This is a genomic window from Pseudaestuariivita rosea, assembly GCF_017592335.1.
In the GTDB taxonomy this organism is placed as follows: Bacteria; Pseudomonadota; Alphaproteobacteria; order Rhodobacterales; family Rhodobacteraceae; genus Parasulfitobacter; species Parasulfitobacter rosea.
This window is the reverse complement of record NZ_JACNMP010000010.1, coordinates 1-17,018: the sequence shown is the minus strand read 5'-3', so window position 1 is coordinate 17,018 and position 17,018 is coordinate 1. Positions and strand designations below refer to the sequence as shown.

The following is a 17,018-nucleotide window of genomic DNA, read 5'->3' as shown; positions in this document are numbered from 1 at the left end:
CAGGTGTCGAATGACAAGTGATATCCACCTTGCGTTCGCACACCCGTCTGAAAGGTCGGCAGCCACATCTATGGGTGATCCATTGGACCGAATTTCGGTTCGCGACCATACTGTCGAAGTTGAAATCGGGGCATTTCAGGCCGAACGCGGCACCCAACAGCGTGTGTGCTTCAACATTGTCGTCGAAGTCAAACCACTGACCGGGCCGATAAATGACGATGTGGACCGTATCCTGTCTTATGATCGCGTGACAGAAGCTATCGATATCGAACTGGCCGCTGAACGCATAAACCTGCTTGAGACGCTGGCCGAACGGATTGCAGACCGCATTTTGCTGGAACCTCAGGCGATGCGCGCGTTTGTTCGCATCGAAAAGCTTGACCAGGGGCCGTATGCACTAGGGGTCGAAATTGTCCGATCAAGACCCTTGCGATCAATTGAAAAGCGATCGATGGAAGATCCAAAACCAGTCGTTTTATTCTTGTCAGAAGAAGCGATCCACAGTCCTTGTTTAAGCACCTGGATTGATCAGATCGAAGAAAGGGCCATACCAACCATTCTATCTGTCGGCATGGCGTTGTCCACAAGACCCAGATCGCAAGCTGCTTTGGCGCAACGCCGTATTGATCTTTTGGCGATTGAGCAAAATGCCTGGGTACTGGCCGGCAAGGATAGACGGTGCGTTGTTGTCGAAACCCTGACCGAGCTTGATTGGTCTATGAAAAACAACCAGATCGCGGTCTGGGCCCCATCAAAAATCGTTCTGGATGCTGTAGACGGGCCATCAGTTCAGCCAACAGATGTTCTTGGCCTGATGAATTGGTTTGCAACTCAGGTAAACGCTCGTCAGCTTTTTGTCATTGGTGAAGATCAAAGACATCGCAACGACAATAAAACTGTTTTCGTCTCACCAAATCAATGCGACCTGCCCCTGAAATGACGACCTATTACCGCCCTATCGCACAGACCGGCAGTAAGCGTCCGGACAATGCTGCATCAATTGCAGGTGGCTGGGCATGGTTTACCCATGCTGAGCGATTGATCCGGGGCGAAATACCCAGTCTTGTTTCCATCAAAGATGTCCCAGACGACGTTCTTCGAAACATAAGCCGCCCCAGAGCCCCCATGGCGGGACTGGATTTCGGCAATCCGACGCTTATGGGGATCCTGAACGTCACACCGGACAGCTTTTCGGACGGTGGGCAATTTGATACCGCCGAAATCGCCAGCCGCCATGCGATCAAGATGATAGAAAACGGCGCGGATATCATCGATATCGGCGGGGAAAGCACACGACCCGGCGCGGCACATGTTGATATCGAAGAAGAAATTCGGCGCACTCAACCTGTGATAAAAGCAATCCGTGGACAGTCGCAGGTGCCACTGTCAATCGATACACGTAAGGCCGATGTTGCAAAAGCCGCACTCGATGCGGGCGCAACACTGATCAATGATGTGGCTGCGATGACCTTTGACCCAAAGATCGGCGCTGTTGCATCTGCGCAAAATACTCCGATCTGTCTAATGCATGCGCAGGGCGACCCCGAGACAATGCAGCAGGCCCCGCAATATGATGATGTCTTGCTGGATGTTTATGACGTTCTGCAGGAACGGATTGAATATGCCGAAGCCCGTGGCGTCCGACGCGATCAGATCATTGTTGATCCGGGTATCGGGTTTGGCAAAACACTTGAACATAATCTGAAACTTTTGAACGGGCTTGGCCTTTTTCACGGTTTGGGCGTTCCGATTTTGCTGGGTGCTTCACGCAAAAGCTTTATTGCTAAGCTGACTGATGCACCTGACCCGGCAGAACGTTTACCCGGCACCTTGTCGACGACACTTTATGGTATCGCCCAAGGGGTGCAGATTCATCGTGTTCATGATATCAAATCGGTCAAACAAGCCCTGATCGTAAGTCAGGCCATAGATATGGGGCACCCATGACACGCAAACTCTTCGGAACGGACGGCGTTCGAGGTCGGGCAAATGCGCACCCAATGACCGCAGATATGGCCTTGCGCCTTGGGGCGGCAGCGGGTCGATATTTCAGACGCGACAACAGCAGGGCCCATCGCGTGGTGATCGGCAAAGATACACGGCTGTCGGGCTATATGTTCGAAAACGCGCTGACGGCCGGTTTTACCTCGACCGGGATGAATGTATTGCTGCTTGGCCCGGTTCCGACGCCCGCGGTTGGTTTTTTGACACCATCAATGCGCGCCGATGTAGGGGTCATGATATCAGCCAGCCACAATCCGCACCACGATAACGGTATCAAATTTTTTGGCCCGGATGGTTTCAAACTGAACGATGAGGCCGAGGCCGAGATCGAAAGTATGCTGGAAAGCGGCGTTGAACCGGCTCAATCACAGAATATCGGCCGGGCAAAACACATCTATGATGGGCGCTTTCGATATAATGAAAGGGTCAAGTCCACAGTGCCCGGCATCCGCTTGGATGGGCTGAAAGTCGTGATCGATTGCGCCCACGGTGCGGCCTATAAAACGGCGCCTGAGGTTCTGTGGGAACTTGGCGCGGATGTCATTCCGGTGGGTGCCGCACCGAATGGTTTCAACATCAATGACGGATGCGGATCAACCGCGCCGCAGACTGCAGCTGATACGATTATAGCCCACAGCGCCCATGTCGGCATTTGTCTGGATGGTGACGCCGACCGCGTCATGATCCTGGATGAAAACGGAACCGTGGCCGATGGCGATCAATTGATGGCCCTGATGGCAGCGAAATGGGCAGATGAAGGGCGCCTGCTGGACAGCACTTTGGTCGCAACAGTCATGTCGAACCTTGGACTTGAGCGGTTTTTGAAATCCAAAGATCTAAAGCTTGAGCGGACCCCCGTCGGTGACAGATATGTGGTCGAGGCGATGCGAAAAGGCGGCTGGAACCTGGGGGGCGAACAATCGGGGCATATCGTGATGACCGATTATGCCACCACCGGCGATGGTCTGATTGCTGGCCTGCAATTCCTGGCCGAGATGGTCAGAACCGGTCAACCCGCCAGCAGTCTGGCACAGCAATTTGAACCGGTGCCTCAGCTTTTGAAGAACGTGCGGTATGAAAGCAGTGATCCGCTGAAAACAAAGTCCGTTCAAACACGCATCGCAGCGGCTGAAGCCGAGTTGAACGGCCAGGGACGCTTGTTGATCCGAAAATCCGGAACCGAGCCGCTGATCCGGGTCATGGCCGAGTGCGAAGACGAGGCCCTGTTGAGAAACGTAGTTGATGGCATCGTGGCCGAGGTGCAAGCAGCAACTTAGCCGCCGTCATCTGTTTCCATCAGACTAAGCCCGTAGAGGCTGTAGTGTTCTTCGAAGCCACAAGAGCTAAACAGCCGCGCCGACCTGATGTTGTCATGCCATATGTGCGCGTACATCATGAAACATCCGCGGTCCTTCGCCACTGTCGTTGCAAAATCAACCAACCTGCGCCCGACTCCTTGCCCCTGAAAGGCCGCGTCGACGCGAATGTCATAGATTGTGGCGCTCCAAACAATCGACCGTCTGACTCTTCTAAACTTTAGGGCAATATACCCGACCAAATGATCACCCTGAACTGCGGCGATGACACGCTGAGACGCGAAAGCAGGTAAGAAGCCCCAACGCCGAAAGCTGGATCTATAGAATTTCAAGAGGCTTGGCTCTAACTGTGTTTTTGAAAACTGATCTGGCTGCCGGTCGGCATGTTCGATCTGTGTCTGCATAGTCATTTCCAATATCTGTGGCAGATATCTGCGATGCGCGAACTCAATTTTGATATCGGTCATTTTGGGCTTATGGCTTGGTCTTTACAAAGAAGATACGTTTTAAGGTCGACCATTGGCTAAGCGCAATACCTGACAGGATTAGGATCAAGGCCAGAAACAGTTGCGGCGGCAGGGCCTCTTGCATGAAAAAATATCCAAAGAGGACAGACCAGACAGGTACCTGATAGTTCGTCAAGGTCATGAAACTTGGCCCCGCCGACCGTATCACTGCGACCTTTATGATGAAAGCAACTGCGGTCGGAACCAGACCCAGGTATATGAGTGCAGATAGTGGGATAAGTGGCGGCACAGGTGGCACGCCTTCGACAATCAACGCGATTGGCACCATCACAATAGTTGAAACGAGCAGCGCAGCGGTCGACAGCGCCAGTTGGTCGACTTCGGGACAAAGACGGGTCACGATTGACCCGACAGCGTAACAAAAGGCTGCCATAATACACACCGTTCGCGCGACCAGCTCAATCGTTCCGTCAACCTCGCCCAATCCGCCCGTTCCAACCAGGATTGTCGTACCAATAAAACCGATCCCAAAGGCAAATGATTTGCGCCAACTCATCCGGTCACCGGGTACGAAGAAATGTGCCAGGGGCAGAACAAAGATCGGCAAGGCCGCCATTGTCATGCCAGCGAAGGCCGACGGCACGTACTGCTGCCCCCAGCTGAGCAACGCAAACGGCAGGGCGGACGACAGTATCCCAATAGCTAGAATAAAGCGCCAAAGCGTTCGGTCGTGCAGAGGCGGCAAACGGCCACCGCGCAGCTTCAACAGCATGTATAGCGCGCAGGCACCGATCAGAATACGGCCGGCGGCCAAAGTCAGCGGCTGAAATCCGTCAAGCGCGATTTTGACGGCCATAAAGGCACCACCCCAGATCAGGCCGACCAGGATAATCCGGCCCCAGTTGATCAATCCGGGATTTTCCAAGCAGCACCTACTTTAGACCATCGACCTTTACCGGCCTTAAAAGCACTGCACCATTTATCGATGCAGTGCGGGCTTTCACTAAATCAGTTTTTATCCTGATCGACCAGCTTGCCGGCGGAAATCCACGGCATCATACCGCGCAGTTTCTTCCCGACCTCTTCAATCTGGTGTTCGTCGTTCAAACGGCGTGTGCCCTTGAAAAACGGCTGCCCAACGGCGTTCTCCTGCATGAAATCACGCACGAACTTACCGGTTTGAATATCGGTCAGAATGCCCTTCATACGCGCTTTGGTTTCATCATAGGGCAGAACCCGCGGCCCACTGACGTATTCTCCGTATTCTGCAGTATTCGAGATCGAGTAGTTCATGTTCGCGATCCCGCCTTCGTAGATCAGATCAACGATCAGTTTGACCTCATGCAGACATTCGAAATAGGCCATTTCGGGTGCATATCCGGCCTCAACCAGTGTTTCGAAACCAGCGCGGATCAGTTCAACCAGACCACCGCACAAGACCGCCTGTTCGCCAAACAGATCTGTTTCGCATTCTTCCCGGAAATTGGTTTCGATGATGCCAGACCGTCCGCCACCGATGGCGGAACAATACGACAGACCAAGCTCAAGCGCCTTACCGCTGGAATCGGTGTCCACCGCCACAAGACACGGCACACCACCGCCTTTGGTGTATTCGCCACGCACCGTGTGACCGGGACCTTTGGGCGCCATCATGATAACGTCGATACCGGGTTTTGGTTCGATCAGACCGAAGTGAACGTTCAGACCGTGGGCGAAGGCAATCGCCGCACCTTCACGGATATTGTCATGAACGTACTTCTTGTATGTTTCCGCCTGCAATTCGTCGGGCATTGTGAACATGATCAGGTCGCACCAAGCCGCTGCTTCAGCGATACCCATGACCTGCAGCCCCTCAGCCTCGGCCTTTTTCGCGCTGGCAGAGCCTTCACGCAGCGCCACGACAAGGTTCTTTGCACCGCTGTCCCGCAGGTTTAGCGCATGGGCATGCCCTTGGCTGCCATACCCAAGAATAGCGACTTTTTTGTCTTTGATCAGGTTAACGTCGCAATCACGATCGTAGTAAACGCGCATCTGTCTCTCCTATTGATGTCTGCAGGCAAAATAACATTAAAGCTGAGATTTGATTTTCATAGTTTGATATTTCTGGAAATATTTGCAAAAATTCATTCATGTTTTTTAATAAAATAAAAAAATCATGCTAGATGATCTGGATCGGCGTTTGTTGCGCCAACTGCAGGCCTTTCCCGGCGCTTCCACAAAAGAGCTGGCAGAACTAACCAATATCTCTGCCGCAAACTGCTGGCGACGCTTGGAAAAACTGCAAGATCGTGGCGTTTTGCAGGGGCGTAAGGCGATTATCAACTGGCACGCCCTTGGGTATGAGGTCGAGGTCAGTCTGCGCATTACGTTAGATAAGTCTGAAGCGACCGCCTTTGATCAGTTTCTGTTAACGGCCCGTCTGATCCCCGAAGTCATTGAAATTCAAACATTTCTGGGCCAGGTGGATGTGCGCCTGTCAGTACTGGCGCGGGACATGCAGCATTATCAGGATATCTATCGCAGCAAGATCCTGACGCTGCCACATATCGCGGATATCGAGGCCTTGATGCAGGTAGCCGAAATCAAATCAACCCAGGCACTGCCGATATGATTGATCTGGATGAAACCGACCGGGGCATCCTGCGCGCCCTGGCTGATGATGCGACGCTAAGTGCGGGGGAAATCGGGCGGCGCCTTGGTATCAGCCAGCCCGCCTGCTGGCGCAGGATCAAAAGGTTGCAGGACAATAAAGTGCTGGCGGGTCAACGACTTGATCTTGATCTGCAGAAACTGGGCTTTACGGTGACTGTATTTCTGGGGATCAAACTGGCAACCAAAGGGCGTGTGAGTCTTGATGACTTTGAACGTGCCGTCATCGCTATTCCCGAAGTGCAAACCGTCCAGCATGTTTTGGGCATGTATGATTATCGCTTGCGGGTCGTGGCCCGCGATATCCCGGATTTTGAACGCGTTCTGCGCCGACGGATTATGACCCTGCCCGGCGTCGGCAACGTCGAGGCAAATGTATTGCTCAGCGAAGAACGTCTGGCCGGACCAATCGGTTAGCCACGCACGCCAAGCCCTAGCTTCATCAGGGATTTTCGAACGGGTGTCACGCTATGCAACGCATTCAGTCCAAACGCGCGCAGATCCTTCAATGGTTGGGCCTTCAGCATGGATGCCCTGTTCAACATATCGACGCCAGTGACACGCAGTTGAATCTCAGGATAGCGACTGCGGTGGTATTTTTGCAGCATCTCGGTCGATCCCAACGCATCCGGTTTCTGTTTCGCCAGATCAAGTAGCACTGAAATATCCGCAAGACTCATATTCAGACCCTGCGCGCCGATAGGGGGCACGACATGGGCCGCCTCGGCCACCAGTGCGGTTCGTTCACCGTAAAACCGGTCGGCGATCTGGCTGATGATTGGCCAGATTGTCTTTTGCGATGCCAGCTTCAGCGGGCCATTGACGTAGCAGGATCGTTCGGTCATCGCCTCTTCGAACTCTGGGACAGCAAGGTCAAACAGGCGTTTGGCCTCGGCCCCCTCTTCCATCCAGACAACGGCCGATGACGGGCGGCCTTCGTAATCAGGCAGCGGAACCAAGGTGAATGGCCCGCCTGATCTGTGAATTTCAGTTGAAACATTTTCATGGCGCACGGAATGGGTCACGGCAAACGCCAGGGCTTTCTGACCATAGCGGCGGGTTTTCACGCCTACCCCAATGGCCTGCCGCACGGCCGAATTGCGACCATCGGCGCCGATCACCAGCCGCGCTCTGATCTGATCGCCGTCTGACAGCATCACGATGGCCTGTGTTTCCCGGGTCACGACATCAGCGACGGCGACGCCCGGTCTGAAATCGACATTCGGCAGCTCTGCCAGTCGGGCGGTCATTTCGCGCCGCAACAACCAGTTCGGCAGGTTCCAACCGAACGGTTGATCCGAGATATCAGATGACCGGAAATCCTTGGTCATACGCGCGGCAATCCGCGGCCCGCCCGCATCGACAATGCGCATAACAGCCAGATCAGTGGCATAATCCTGCAGTCGCGGCCAAAGGTTCGCCTGTTCAAGGAAATCACGTGCAGGCTGCAGAAACGCGGTGGTGCGCAGATCAGCGCCCTCAACATTTCGTTCCGTGACGGGTGGTGCAGGATCGACGCATAACACATCAAACCCCTCTGCCCCGAATGCCGCAGCGGCGGTCAGACCCGCAACACCCCCACCGGAAATAACGATATCAACCTGTTTCATTCTAACGCCTCCGATCCACTATGATAGGTCCAAAGTGAACCAAGGCCAAGCGACAGGTCGTCACCCGCGTGAAATCAGGATCAACGCGATAAACATCAGCGGCACCAGCATCAATGCGGGTATGATCAGCCCCGGATAGCCAAAGATCAGGATCGCACTAAGCCAGCTGGAAACAAAGGTGATAAGCGCATAGTAGATATTACTTTCATCGCCTTCTGACACATCGCGGGCGATCCAGCCAAGGATGGGAACCTGAAAGAAAAATCGGTGCCAGACGGGGCGGGTTTGTGTGGTCATCAACTGCTCCAATTATACAATTCAGATGCATGTATAATCCCTGAGCGTTTTTCTAAGGTGATGAATTGCCGCAGTGCAGCTAAGCCAGTAAAGATAAGAAGTATGCCAGGTCGTCTGTATGATAGTGAATGTGGGGTTCATGTTGCGCCACAGGTGCGACATGAACGGTGCGCATGCCCATCTGGTGCGGCGCAGACAGATTGCGCGGATCGTCTTCGAACATTGCGGCTGCCTCGGGCTTTAAGCCATCAATTTCAAAGACACGCTCAAAAGCGGCGCGTTCGGGCTTGGGTCTGTAATCGGCATGCTCAACCCCGTAGACCTGGTCAAACAGGCCACCCAATCCGCGTGCCGCAAGCACCTGTTCGGCATAGGGCTTTGACCCATTCGTATAAACGATCTTTCGCCCCGGCAGGGCCGCAATGTTTTTTGCAAGCTGCGGGTCAGGCTGAAGCGGGCTGAAATCGATATCGTGAACGTGGTCAAGATACGGGTCGGGATCAACCCCGTGCTCCGCCATCAGACCGGCCAATGTTGTTCCGTATTTTTGCCAATAGGTCGTTCGCAAATGATCCGCATGGTCACGATCAATTCGCAAAGTGCGGGATACATAATCAGTCATGCGCACTTCGATCTGATCGAAAAGTCGCATCTGCGGCGGGTAAAGCGTGTTGTCCAAATCGAAAACCCACGCATCTATATGTCGAAAATCATATGCTACCATAAGCATAAGCTAGCGACGTGCCGCAGGCTGTGCAATTCGAAGCCTTGATTGCTGGTGTCAGGTCGGGCACCATGGCTGCTTAAAGAAAGGCCCAGATGATGCAAATGCTTAAAACCGGGCAAAAGGACGCCTATGCCATGATATTGGATGCGATTGACGTTGGCATCTATAAGCCTGGGGACAGGCTGGTCGAAAGCGAATTGGCGGATCGGTTTGGTGTATCGCGCACCCCTATTCGCGAAGCGTTGCAGCGCCTTGAGACACAGTCGCTTTTGTCGCGCGACGGACGCAGCCTGATCGTTGCGTCATTGGATCACAATCAACTGGCCGAACTTTATGTCGTCCGGACCGAGTTGGAAGGACTGGCAGCAAGACTGGCGGCACGCCATGCCGCCCCCGAAGAAATCAGTGTGTTGCGCGAAATGGTTGAAGAAGATCGGCAGTTACTGGGCGATCCGGCAGCACTCGCCCGTGCCAACAGGCGGTTTCACAAGCAGGTTCATCTGGCCTCACACAACCGCTATCTGGTTCAGCAGCTTGATCTGGTACATCGGTCCATGGCGCTGTTAGCAACGACATCCTTGGCCATTGACGGGCGGGGGGAACTGGCCTTGAACGAACACGAAGCTATCGTTCGTGCGATCGAAAAAGGGGATGGAGAGGCCGCATATCATGCTCTGAAGGACCACATATCGCAGGCGTTTCAGGCCCGATTGAAATCGGACGCGGCCGCGTCTCAGGCAGCTGAGTAAAATTGGTCTGATAAAAACCGTGATCCGTCTTGTCCCAGTAAAACGGCTTGGTAATCATTTCCCATAGCCCTTTGTAAATCGCCAAAGCCCCCAGCGGGAAGTAAACATGCAATGTCGGCACCCAGAATATCAGGCTGCGATGTTGCGTTCGCGATATTGCATAGCTTGCCATGCCGATATTGATCGCTTCGGTGATAAGAAAGATCGCAGCTGCCATAACCAGCACAACCGGAGGCAGGACCGCTTCCACCGGATGCCAGAACCCAAGCGGAATAAGCCAGAATGACCAAAGCAGCGGCGCAAGCGCGTATTGCGACAAGGCGCATAAGAACATGATCTGAAATCCAAGAAAGCCTTTTCCGCCAAGATCACGCCAAAGCTGCACAGGACGCCGCATGTGAACGGCATAGGTTATCGCATAGCCCTTCAGCCATCTTGACCTTTGCTTGATCCAGGGCCAAGGCCTGCAATTCGCTTCTTCCCGGGTTACGGTTTGGATCAACTCCGTTTTGTATCCACGCCGCGCCAGTCGAATGCCAAGGTCGGCATCCTCGGTTACATTATGCGCATCCCATCGACCCAGTTCTTCCAGAATGTGCCTGCGAAAAAACAAGGTTGTTCCGCCCAATGGGACCGGCATGCCAAGCCGCTGCAGACCCGGCAGAACCATCCGAAACCAGGTGGCGTATTCAATCGTAAAGCAACGCGACAACCAGTTTTGCCCTGCGTTATAGAAATCCAGAATACCCTGAAGGCAAACCACGTCATCGGGCGCTGATTGAAAGTGACGCACGACGTGCTTCAGCTGACCAGGGTCTGGCGCATCCTCGGCGTCATAGATCCCTACAATCTCACCCCGGCAAAAATCCAAAGCATAATTCAATGCGCGCGGTTTGGTCTTTAGCGTGCCTTTGGGCACCACCAAAGTTCGCATCCATTGCGGCAATCGGGTATGCGCCAAAGTCTGCTGTGTAACGACATCGTTTTGTTCCACAACAAGACAGATATCCAAAGCCTCTCGTGGATAATCCAGCCTGGCAAGCCGTTGAATAAGATGTGCGGCGATTTCACGTTCGCGCAACAGCGGAACTATGACCGAGATAACCGGATATTTCACAATACGCTCGCGCGGAGCAGTCGGTTTTCGCAACGTCAGTAATGCAGCAAGACCAGTTGCAAGTTTAAGTCCGACGATCAGGGCCAGTGTGAGAAGTGCCCAGATTGACAAAGCAGCCACAACGGCATTTGCCGCGAAATACATAAGCGGCATCCAGATCGGTGCCAGCCATAATACCGGACGCGCGATGCGCCATCCGTTCCAATCGCGACAGCTGTTGATATCCTGCACACGATTTTCAGCTTGGTCGACCAATTGCACCGGTCTTCCCTGCTGGATCGCGCGATGCAACTGACTGGTCGGCACCAAAGCCATTGTAATGGGGCCGAAAGCGTCTTGCAGTCTTGCAAGATGTTTTGCGAACGCATGCGGGTTGCTGGTCGCGATAACCGTGAGGGCGCCAATGCGACACAAGGGCAGCAAAGCATGTCGCAGGCAATCGTCTGTCCCTAAAACATCGATCAGTCTGGGATCGGGCGGCTTTTTATCAATATCAACTATGTTGGCTCGAAATTGGATGGAAAGGGCTTGAAAAAGCTGTTCTTCAGTGATTAGGCGGTGGGCAAGCAACAGTTCACCCAAAAGTGTATCGTGACGTTTCTGCAAGCTGCGCGCCTGTCGCAAATCCTCGGTCGTAATCGCGCCGATTTCCACAAGTATGCGACCCAGTAGTTTTGGCTTTTTCGCATGAACAACACCCCGGGGTAAAACCGGTTTGGGATCGACAAGCCGAAAAAACTGGTTGCTCATGATAAATTACGTCCGCACTCAGAATGGCATCATGCGCACGGCTGGTTAACCCGCCGTTAAGATCGGTCAATAAACACCGTGTCAGGGTCTACTGCTTTGTTCAGATACGGCCAATCAGCGCCCCATGAAAACACCAGCTTATCGCGATCAAGGGCAACCCGATCAGGCTTAGTTGACGTTACGTTCAAAATCGCTTTGTCTAAGGCCTATCTGCCCATCAAAAAAATCGGCAGAGATATGGGAGGACATCATGAAGAGACTTATTGCAAGCACGGCGCTTGTGCTCGCGACGACTGCGGGTTCGCTTCAGGCGGCGGGGCATAGTGTCTCGGCCTGTTTGATTACGAAAACCGATACCAACCCGTTCTTCGTTAAAATGAAAGAGGGCGCGACAGCCAAGGCAGAAGAGCTTGGGATCGAACTGAAAACCTTTGCTGGCCGGGTTGATGGTGACCATGAAACACAGGTGCAGGCGATTGAAACCTGCATCGCCGATGGGGCGAAGGGTATTTTGATCACGGCCTCGGACACTTCATCCATTGTTTCAGCCGTCAGTCAGGCGCGCGATGCGGGTATCCTTGTGATTGCACTCGACACGCCGCTTGAGCCTATTGATGCGGCCGATGCGACATTCGCCACCGATAACTTTCTGGCAGGCGAGCTGATCGGACGCTGGGCCGCTGGCAAACTGGGCGATGACGCCGCAAATGCCCGGATCGCAATGCTGGATCTGGCGGTCAGTCAACCGTCGGTCGGCGTGCTGCGCGATCAGGGCTTTCTGACGGGCTTTGGCATTGACGTCAAAGACCCCAATCGCTGGGGCGACGAAGACGATCCCCGCATCGTTGGCAATGACGTCACCGCCGGGAACGAAGAAGGCGGCCGCCGCGCCATGGAAAACCTGTTAGCCCAGGACCCGATGATTAACGTCGTTTATACAATCAACGAACCTGCCGCTGCGGGTGCCTATGAGGCATTGCGCGCTATTGGGCGGGAAAACGATGTCTTAATCGTTTCGGTCGATGGGGGCTGCCCCGGTGTGCAAAACGTGGCTGATGGCGTGATCGGCGCCACATCGCAGCAATACCCGCTGCTGATGGCCTCCCTTGGGATCGAGGCCATCAAGACCTGGGCCGACGACGGCGTGAAACCGGAACCAACCGCTGGCAAGGACTTCTTCGACACAGGCGTGGCGCTTGTGACGAATGAGCCGGTCGAAGGTGTTGAGTCAATCTCGGTCGAAGAGGGCATGAACCTCTGCTGGGGGTAATCCATGCTGTCGGGACAGGTCCATATGGCCTGTCCCGAATTGATATGATTCTGCATACAAACCATGGGGAGGCTGAATATGTCTGACGCATCCGGGCGGGGAAGCGACTATGAACAGGCCGCCGCTGGCGCCCAGAAAACGGTGGCACAGTTCGATGACCATGAACGCGGCTGGGTTGGCTACATCCAACATCTGCTGCACACCACGCCCGCCCTGGTGCCTTTGATCGTTCTGATGATCTCGATCACTGTGTTCGGCATTCTGCTTGGAACACGGTTCTTTTCGCCCTTTGCCCTGACGCTTATCCTGCAACAGGTGGCCATTGTCGGCATTGTTGCTTCGGCCCAGACCTTGGTGATCCTGACGGCGGGTATTGATTTGTCGGTGGGGGCCATCGCCGTGCTGTCGTCGGTGATCATGGGGCAGTTCACCTTCCGCTACGGCCTACCGGTCGAACTGGCGATCCTGTGCGGTCTGGCCTGCGGCACTGCGATCGGCGCGTTGAACGGATTTCTGGTGGCTTTCATGAAACTGCCGCCCTTTATCGTCACCTTGGGTATGTGGCAGATCGTTCTGGCGGCTAATTTTCTGTATTCGGCCAACGAAACCATCCGCAGTCAGGACATCGAGGCAACCGCGCCGCTTTTGCAATTCCTTGGCACGACCTTCAAAATCGGGGCCGATGCAGATGGACGCGGCGGCGCAACCTTTACATTTGCAGTTGTGTTCATGGTGCTGTTAGTTGTCCTTCTGACCTATATCCTGCGTCATACCGCTTGGGGTCGACATGTCTATGCAGTGGGCGATGACCCCGATGCGGCCGAACTGTCGGGCGTCAATGTCAAAGGCACTTTAGTCTCGGTTTATGCGGTGGCCGGGTTGATCTGCGCCTTTGCAGGTTGGGCGATGATCGGACGGATCGGATCGGTTTCGCCCACCTCTGGCCAACTTTTGAACATTGAAAGCATCACCGCTGTCGTTATCGGAGGTATATCGCTTTTCGGTGGACGCGGATCGATCCTTGGCGCCTTGTTCGGCGCACTGATCGTGGGTGTTTTCACCTTGGGGCTTCGGCTTATGAATGCCGATGCGCAATGGACCTATTTGCTGATCGGCGTTCTGATCATCGGTGCCGTCGCAGTCGATCAATGGATCAGAAAGGTGGCTGCCTGATGGAACCGATTTTACAGGCCCGCAATCTGGTGAAACGCTACGGTCGCGTTGTTGCACTGGATCACTGTGACTTTGACCTGATGCCGGGTGAAATTCTGGCAGTGATCGGCGACAACGGCGCCGGTAAATCGACCTTGATCAAGGCGATTTCCGGTGCTGTGATCCCCGATGATGGTCATATCCGGCTTGAGGGGGAAAAGGTTTCGTTCCGCTCTCCGATCGAGGCACGCGAGGCTGGTATTGAAACCGTTTATCAAACGCTGGCAATGTCACCCGCGTTGTCAATTGCGGACAATATGTTCATGGGTCGCGAACTGCGCAAACCCGGCATTATGGGGCAAGTCTTTCGGCAGCTTGATCGTGCTGCAATGGAAAAATTCGCCCGCGATAAGTTGAATGAGCTTGGCTTGCTGACCATTCAGAACATTCGCCAGCCGGTCGAAACCTTGTCCGGCGGTCAGCGCCAGGGTGTTGCGGTCGCCCGCGCGGCGGCGTTTGGATCAAAAGTCGTAATTCTTGACGAACCTACCGCGGCCTTGGGTGTCAAGGAAAGCCGCAAGGTTCTGGAACTTATTCTGGATGTCAGGGCACGCGGCATCCCGATCATTTTGATCAGCCATAACATGCCCCATGTGTTCGAGGTGGCCGACCGCATCCATGTGCACCGATTGGGACGCAGGCTCTGCGTGATCAATCCCGCAGATTATTCGATGTCGGATGCCGTGGCCTTTATGACGGGCGCAAAGGAACCACCGCACATAGATCAGGCGGCCTAAGCAACGTGTACCTTGGCATCGACATTGGCACCTCGGCGGTCAAAACGGTTCTGATAACAGACGCGGGAAAAGTGCAGCGAACCGCCAGCGCGCCGCTTTCCATATCCCACCCGAAAAGCGGTTTCAGTGAACAGGACCCCGAAGACTGGTGGCGCGCCACACTGAAAACAATTCACAGCGTCATGCAAGACGGCGCGGATGTGAAAGCGATCGGTCTGTCCGGCCAGATGCACGGCGCGGTCTTATTGGATCAAGACCAAACCGTCATTCGACCCGCGATCTTATGGAACGACGGACGCAGTACAGCCCAATGCGCGCAGATTGAAGCCAAAAATCCCGATGCTGCTCAGATCGCTGGCGTGCGCCCTATGCCCGGACTGACGGCACCAAAACTGATGTGGGTAAAGGAAAATGAGCCCGAAACCTATCGGATAATCCGCTATGTGCTTCTTCCCAAAGACTATATCGGCTTCAGATTGCACGGCGAAATGGTCACTGACCCATCGGACGCTGCGGGCACGTTCTGGCTGAATCAGAAAGCACAAGCGTGGTCTGACGAACTCTGCAATCTGACCGCAACGGACCCTGACTGGCTGCCGACGATCAAAGACGGCGCAGCGATTGCAGGATACTTGACAAAAAACGCCGCCCTGGAAACAGGCCTGCCGCCGGGCATACCGATTGCCGCGGGTGCCGGCGACGCCGCCGCAGGCGCGATATCCGTTGGCGCAATTAAGCCACAGACAGGCTTCATTTCGCTGGGTACGTCAGGGCAGATGTTTGTCGCGACAGACCACTTCAAACCAGCCCCGCATAAAGGCCTGCACACCTTTGCCCACTGCACCGGTGGCGGCTGGTTTCAGATGGCCGCCATGCTGAACGGCGCACGCCCGCTCAGCTGGTTTTCCGAGGTCACAAAATGCCCGATCCCCACACTTTTGACCGAAGCAGCCGAAAACCAAAACCCAAACTCTCCGATCTTTCTGCCCTATCTGACGGGTGAACGGACGCCGCATAATAATCCTGATATTCGCGCAGGCTTCTTTGGCCTGGAAAATAACACCACGCAGTCGGACATGACCCGCGCTGTCATCGACGCGATTGCCTATAGCTTCGCTGACGCCACTGACGTCGTGTCGTCGGTCGTCAATATTCCATCGCCACTTCTGGCCATAGGCGGTGGTGCGCAAAGCGATCTGGTCCTGCAAACAATCGCAGATGCAACAGGCCTATCGCTTGGCCGCGGGGACGACAGCCAAATAGGACCCGCTTTCGGAGCGGCCTGCCTTGCTGCTGTCAGCCACGACGCAGTGATACTTGGCACCATCGCACCACCTCCAAGAATCACTGTGAACTTCAAGCCCAACCAAAGACAGTGTGATCGTCACAAACAGCGGATAGAAAGATATCGGTTGCTGTACCAAACGCTAAAAAACATCTGATATCTCACCTCACTCTGAATATCTTGCCCCCAAAGCGGGCAGCTTGTTTCACGCAAAGAGCCACAAAAGCGGGTAACCTTACGCAAATCTGATCTGTCATTTGATTTTTTTAACCGAACGCTCTTGATCCATTCACAAGTCTTGCGTAATTAGCGCAACACGATTGGGGTGTGGCCTAGCGGTAGGGCAACTGTTTTTGGTACAGGAGATCGTAGGTTCGAATCCTACCACCCCAGCCATACACTTCCCTGTTTTCGGACACTGAACAGTTACCGCACGAATGTCGCGTGTTTTCGAGCGCTTGGCAGACAGTGGCTTCAACAGAGACGCATGTAAGAGCACGGATCGGGCGGATTTCACGCAGTAGTCTCTGTTTGTGAGTCTGAGGTGCCCCTAGATTTGTAGACGCTTTGCTTGGTAATTTTGGAAGCAAAGGACGACGTATATGTCAGGTCAAATTCGTTACTCAGACGAGTTCAAGATCGACGCGGTGGCGCAGGTCACGGAGCGCGGATATTCGGTCAAGGAGGTGGCTGAACGGCTCGGGATCAGCACCAAGTCTTTGTACACTTGGACGGCGCAGTTTTCGAAGCCACAGCGTGTGACTGATCAGGAAGCCGAGGTCAGGCGGCTTAAGAAAGAACTGGCCCGCGTGACCGAGGAGCGTGACA

Annotated in this window: 17 protein-coding genes, 1 tRNA gene and 1 pseudogene; 12 read left to right on the top strand and 7 right to left on the bottom strand. The window is 54.3% G+C overall.

Features of this window, described 5'->3' with window-relative positions; genetic code table 11:
- The first annotated feature begins 10 nt into the window (after nt 1-10).
- Genes H7848_RS08705 through glmM form a run of 3 tightly spaced genes read left to right on the top strand, consistent with a single transcriptional unit; the run spans nt 11 to nt 3,281 of the window.
- On the top strand, nt 11-940 hold the full coding sequence (locus H7848_RS08705) for a dihydroneopterin aldolase (protein ID WP_208350226.1): 930 nt from the start codon (nt 11-13) through the stop codon (nt 938-940).
- Nucleotides 937-1,947 (top strand): dihydropteroate synthase, encoded by a 1,011-nt coding sequence (gene folP / locus H7848_RS08700; protein WP_208350225.1) that lies wholly within the window; start codon nt 937-939, stop codon nt 1,945-1,947. Before H7848_RS08705 ends, folP begins: the two co-directional genes overlap by 4 nt.
- On the top strand, nt 1,944-3,281 hold the full coding sequence (gene glmM / locus H7848_RS08695; RefSeq protein ID WP_208350223.1) for a phosphoglucosamine mutase: 1,338 nt from the start codon (nt 1,944-1,946) through the stop codon (nt 3,279-3,281). The genes folP and glmM overlap by 4 nt, the downstream gene beginning before the upstream one ends.
- On the opposite strand, the gene H7848_RS08690 is transcribed toward glmM, so the two are convergent.
- The 3 genes from H7848_RS08690 to ilvC form a co-directional block, all read right to left on the bottom strand.
- On the bottom strand, nt 3,278-3,787 hold the full coding sequence (locus H7848_RS08690; protein ID WP_208350220.1) for a GNAT family N-acetyltransferase: 510 nt from the start codon (nt 3,785-3,787) through the stop codon (nt 3,278-3,280). The genes glmM and H7848_RS08690 overlap by 4 nt on opposite strands.
- A gap of 7 nt (nt 3,788-3,794) precedes the next feature.
- Nucleotides 3,795-4,712, bottom strand: a complete 918-nt coding sequence (locus H7848_RS08685) for a DMT family transporter (RefSeq protein ID WP_237072667.1) — start codon at nt 4,710-4,712, stop codon at nt 3,795-3,797.
- 83 nt (nt 4,713-4,795) lie between these two features.
- On the bottom strand, nt 4,796-5,818 hold the full coding sequence (ilvC, locus tag H7848_RS08680) for a ketol-acid reductoisomerase (RefSeq protein ID WP_208350217.1): 1,023 nt from the start codon (nt 5,816-5,818) through the stop codon (nt 4,796-4,798).
- Between the two features lie 124 nt (nt 5,819-5,942).
- Between ilvC and H7848_RS08675 the strand changes: the two genes are divergently transcribed.
- The gene (locus tag H7848_RS08675) at nt 5,943-6,398 is read left to right on the top strand and encodes an Lrp/AsnC family transcriptional regulator (protein ID WP_208350214.1); all 456 of its coding nucleotides are present in this window, start codon (nt 5,943-5,945) and stop codon (nt 6,396-6,398) included.
- Entirely contained in the window at nt 6,395-6,853 is a 459-nt protein-coding gene (locus tag H7848_RS08670) for an Lrp/AsnC family transcriptional regulator (protein WP_208350212.1), read from the top strand. Before H7848_RS08675 ends, H7848_RS08670 begins: the two co-directional genes overlap by 4 nt.
- Here H7848_RS08670 and H7848_RS08665 read toward each other — a convergent pair.
- The 3 genes from H7848_RS08665 to H7848_RS08655 all read right to left on the bottom strand — a co-directional run bounded on the left by H7848_RS08665 (nt 6,850) and on the right by H7848_RS08655 (nt 9,067).
- The gene (locus H7848_RS08665; protein WP_208350210.1) at nt 6,850-8,046 is read right to left on the bottom strand and encodes a UbiH/UbiF family hydroxylase; all 1,197 of its coding nucleotides are present in this window, start codon (nt 8,044-8,046) and stop codon (nt 6,850-6,852) included. The two genes, H7848_RS08670 and H7848_RS08665, sit on opposite strands and share 4 nt — an antisense overlap.
- Before the next feature lie 60 nt (nt 8,047-8,106).
- Nucleotides 8,107-8,343 carry a hypothetical protein gene (locus H7848_RS08660; protein WP_208350206.1) on the bottom strand — a complete coding sequence of 79 codons (237 nt, stop codon included), beginning with the start codon at nt 8,341-8,343 and terminating at the stop codon, nt 8,107-8,109.
- Between the two features lie 79 nt (nt 8,344-8,422).
- Nucleotides 8,423-9,067 (bottom strand): pyrimidine 5'-nucleotidase, encoded by a 645-nt coding sequence (locus H7848_RS08655; protein WP_208350204.1) that lies wholly within the window; start codon nt 9,065-9,067, stop codon nt 8,423-8,425.
- A gap of 98 nt (nt 9,068-9,165) precedes the next feature.
- On the opposite strand from H7848_RS08655, the gene H7848_RS19815 reads away from it, so the two are divergent.
- Complete coding sequence (locus H7848_RS19815) at nt 9,166-9,819, top strand: GntR family transcriptional regulator (protein WP_237072671.1); 654 nt, start codon at nt 9,166-9,168, stop codon at nt 9,817-9,819.
- 268 nt (nt 9,820-10,087) lie between these two features.
- Here the strand turns inward: H7848_RS19815 and H7848_RS08650 are convergent.
- A pseudogene (locus H7848_RS08650) lies at nt 10,088-11,686 on the bottom strand (glycosyltransferase); the annotation flags it as partial.
- A gap of 250 nt (nt 11,687-11,936) precedes the next feature.
- On the opposite strand from H7848_RS08650, the gene H7848_RS08645 reads away from it, so the two are divergent.
- The 6 genes from H7848_RS08645 to H7848_RS08620 form a co-directional block, all read left to right on the top strand.
- Nucleotides 11,937-12,956: a sugar ABC transporter substrate-binding protein gene (locus H7848_RS08645; protein WP_208350198.1), complete on the top strand. Its 1,020-nt coding sequence runs from the start codon at nt 11,937-11,939 to the stop codon at nt 12,954-12,956.
- 78 nt (nt 12,957-13,034) lie between these two features.
- Nucleotides 13,035-14,129 carry an ABC transporter permease gene (locus H7848_RS08640; RefSeq protein WP_208350196.1) on the top strand — a complete coding sequence of 365 codons (1,095 nt, stop codon included), beginning with the start codon at nt 13,035-13,037 and terminating at the stop codon, nt 14,127-14,129.
- Complete coding sequence (locus tag H7848_RS08635; protein WP_208350194.1) at nt 14,129-14,905, top strand: ATP-binding cassette domain-containing protein; 777 nt, start codon at nt 14,129-14,131, stop codon at nt 14,903-14,905. The genes H7848_RS08640 and H7848_RS08635 overlap by 1 nt, the downstream gene beginning before the upstream one ends.
- Before the next feature lie 5 nt (nt 14,906-14,910).
- Nucleotides 14,911-16,347, top strand: coding sequence for a xylulokinase (gene xylB, locus H7848_RS08630; protein WP_208350192.1), 1,437 nt, complete (start codon nt 14,911-14,913; stop codon nt 16,345-16,347).
- A 164-nt stretch (nt 16,348-16,511) separates the two neighbouring features.
- Nucleotides 16,512-16,586, top strand: a tRNA-Gln gene (locus H7848_RS08625).
- Between the two features lie 206 nt (nt 16,587-16,792).
- A partial coding sequence (locus tag H7848_RS08620; RefSeq protein WP_208350190.1) for a transposase occupies nt 16,793-17,018 on the top strand: 226 nt, incomplete at its 3' end.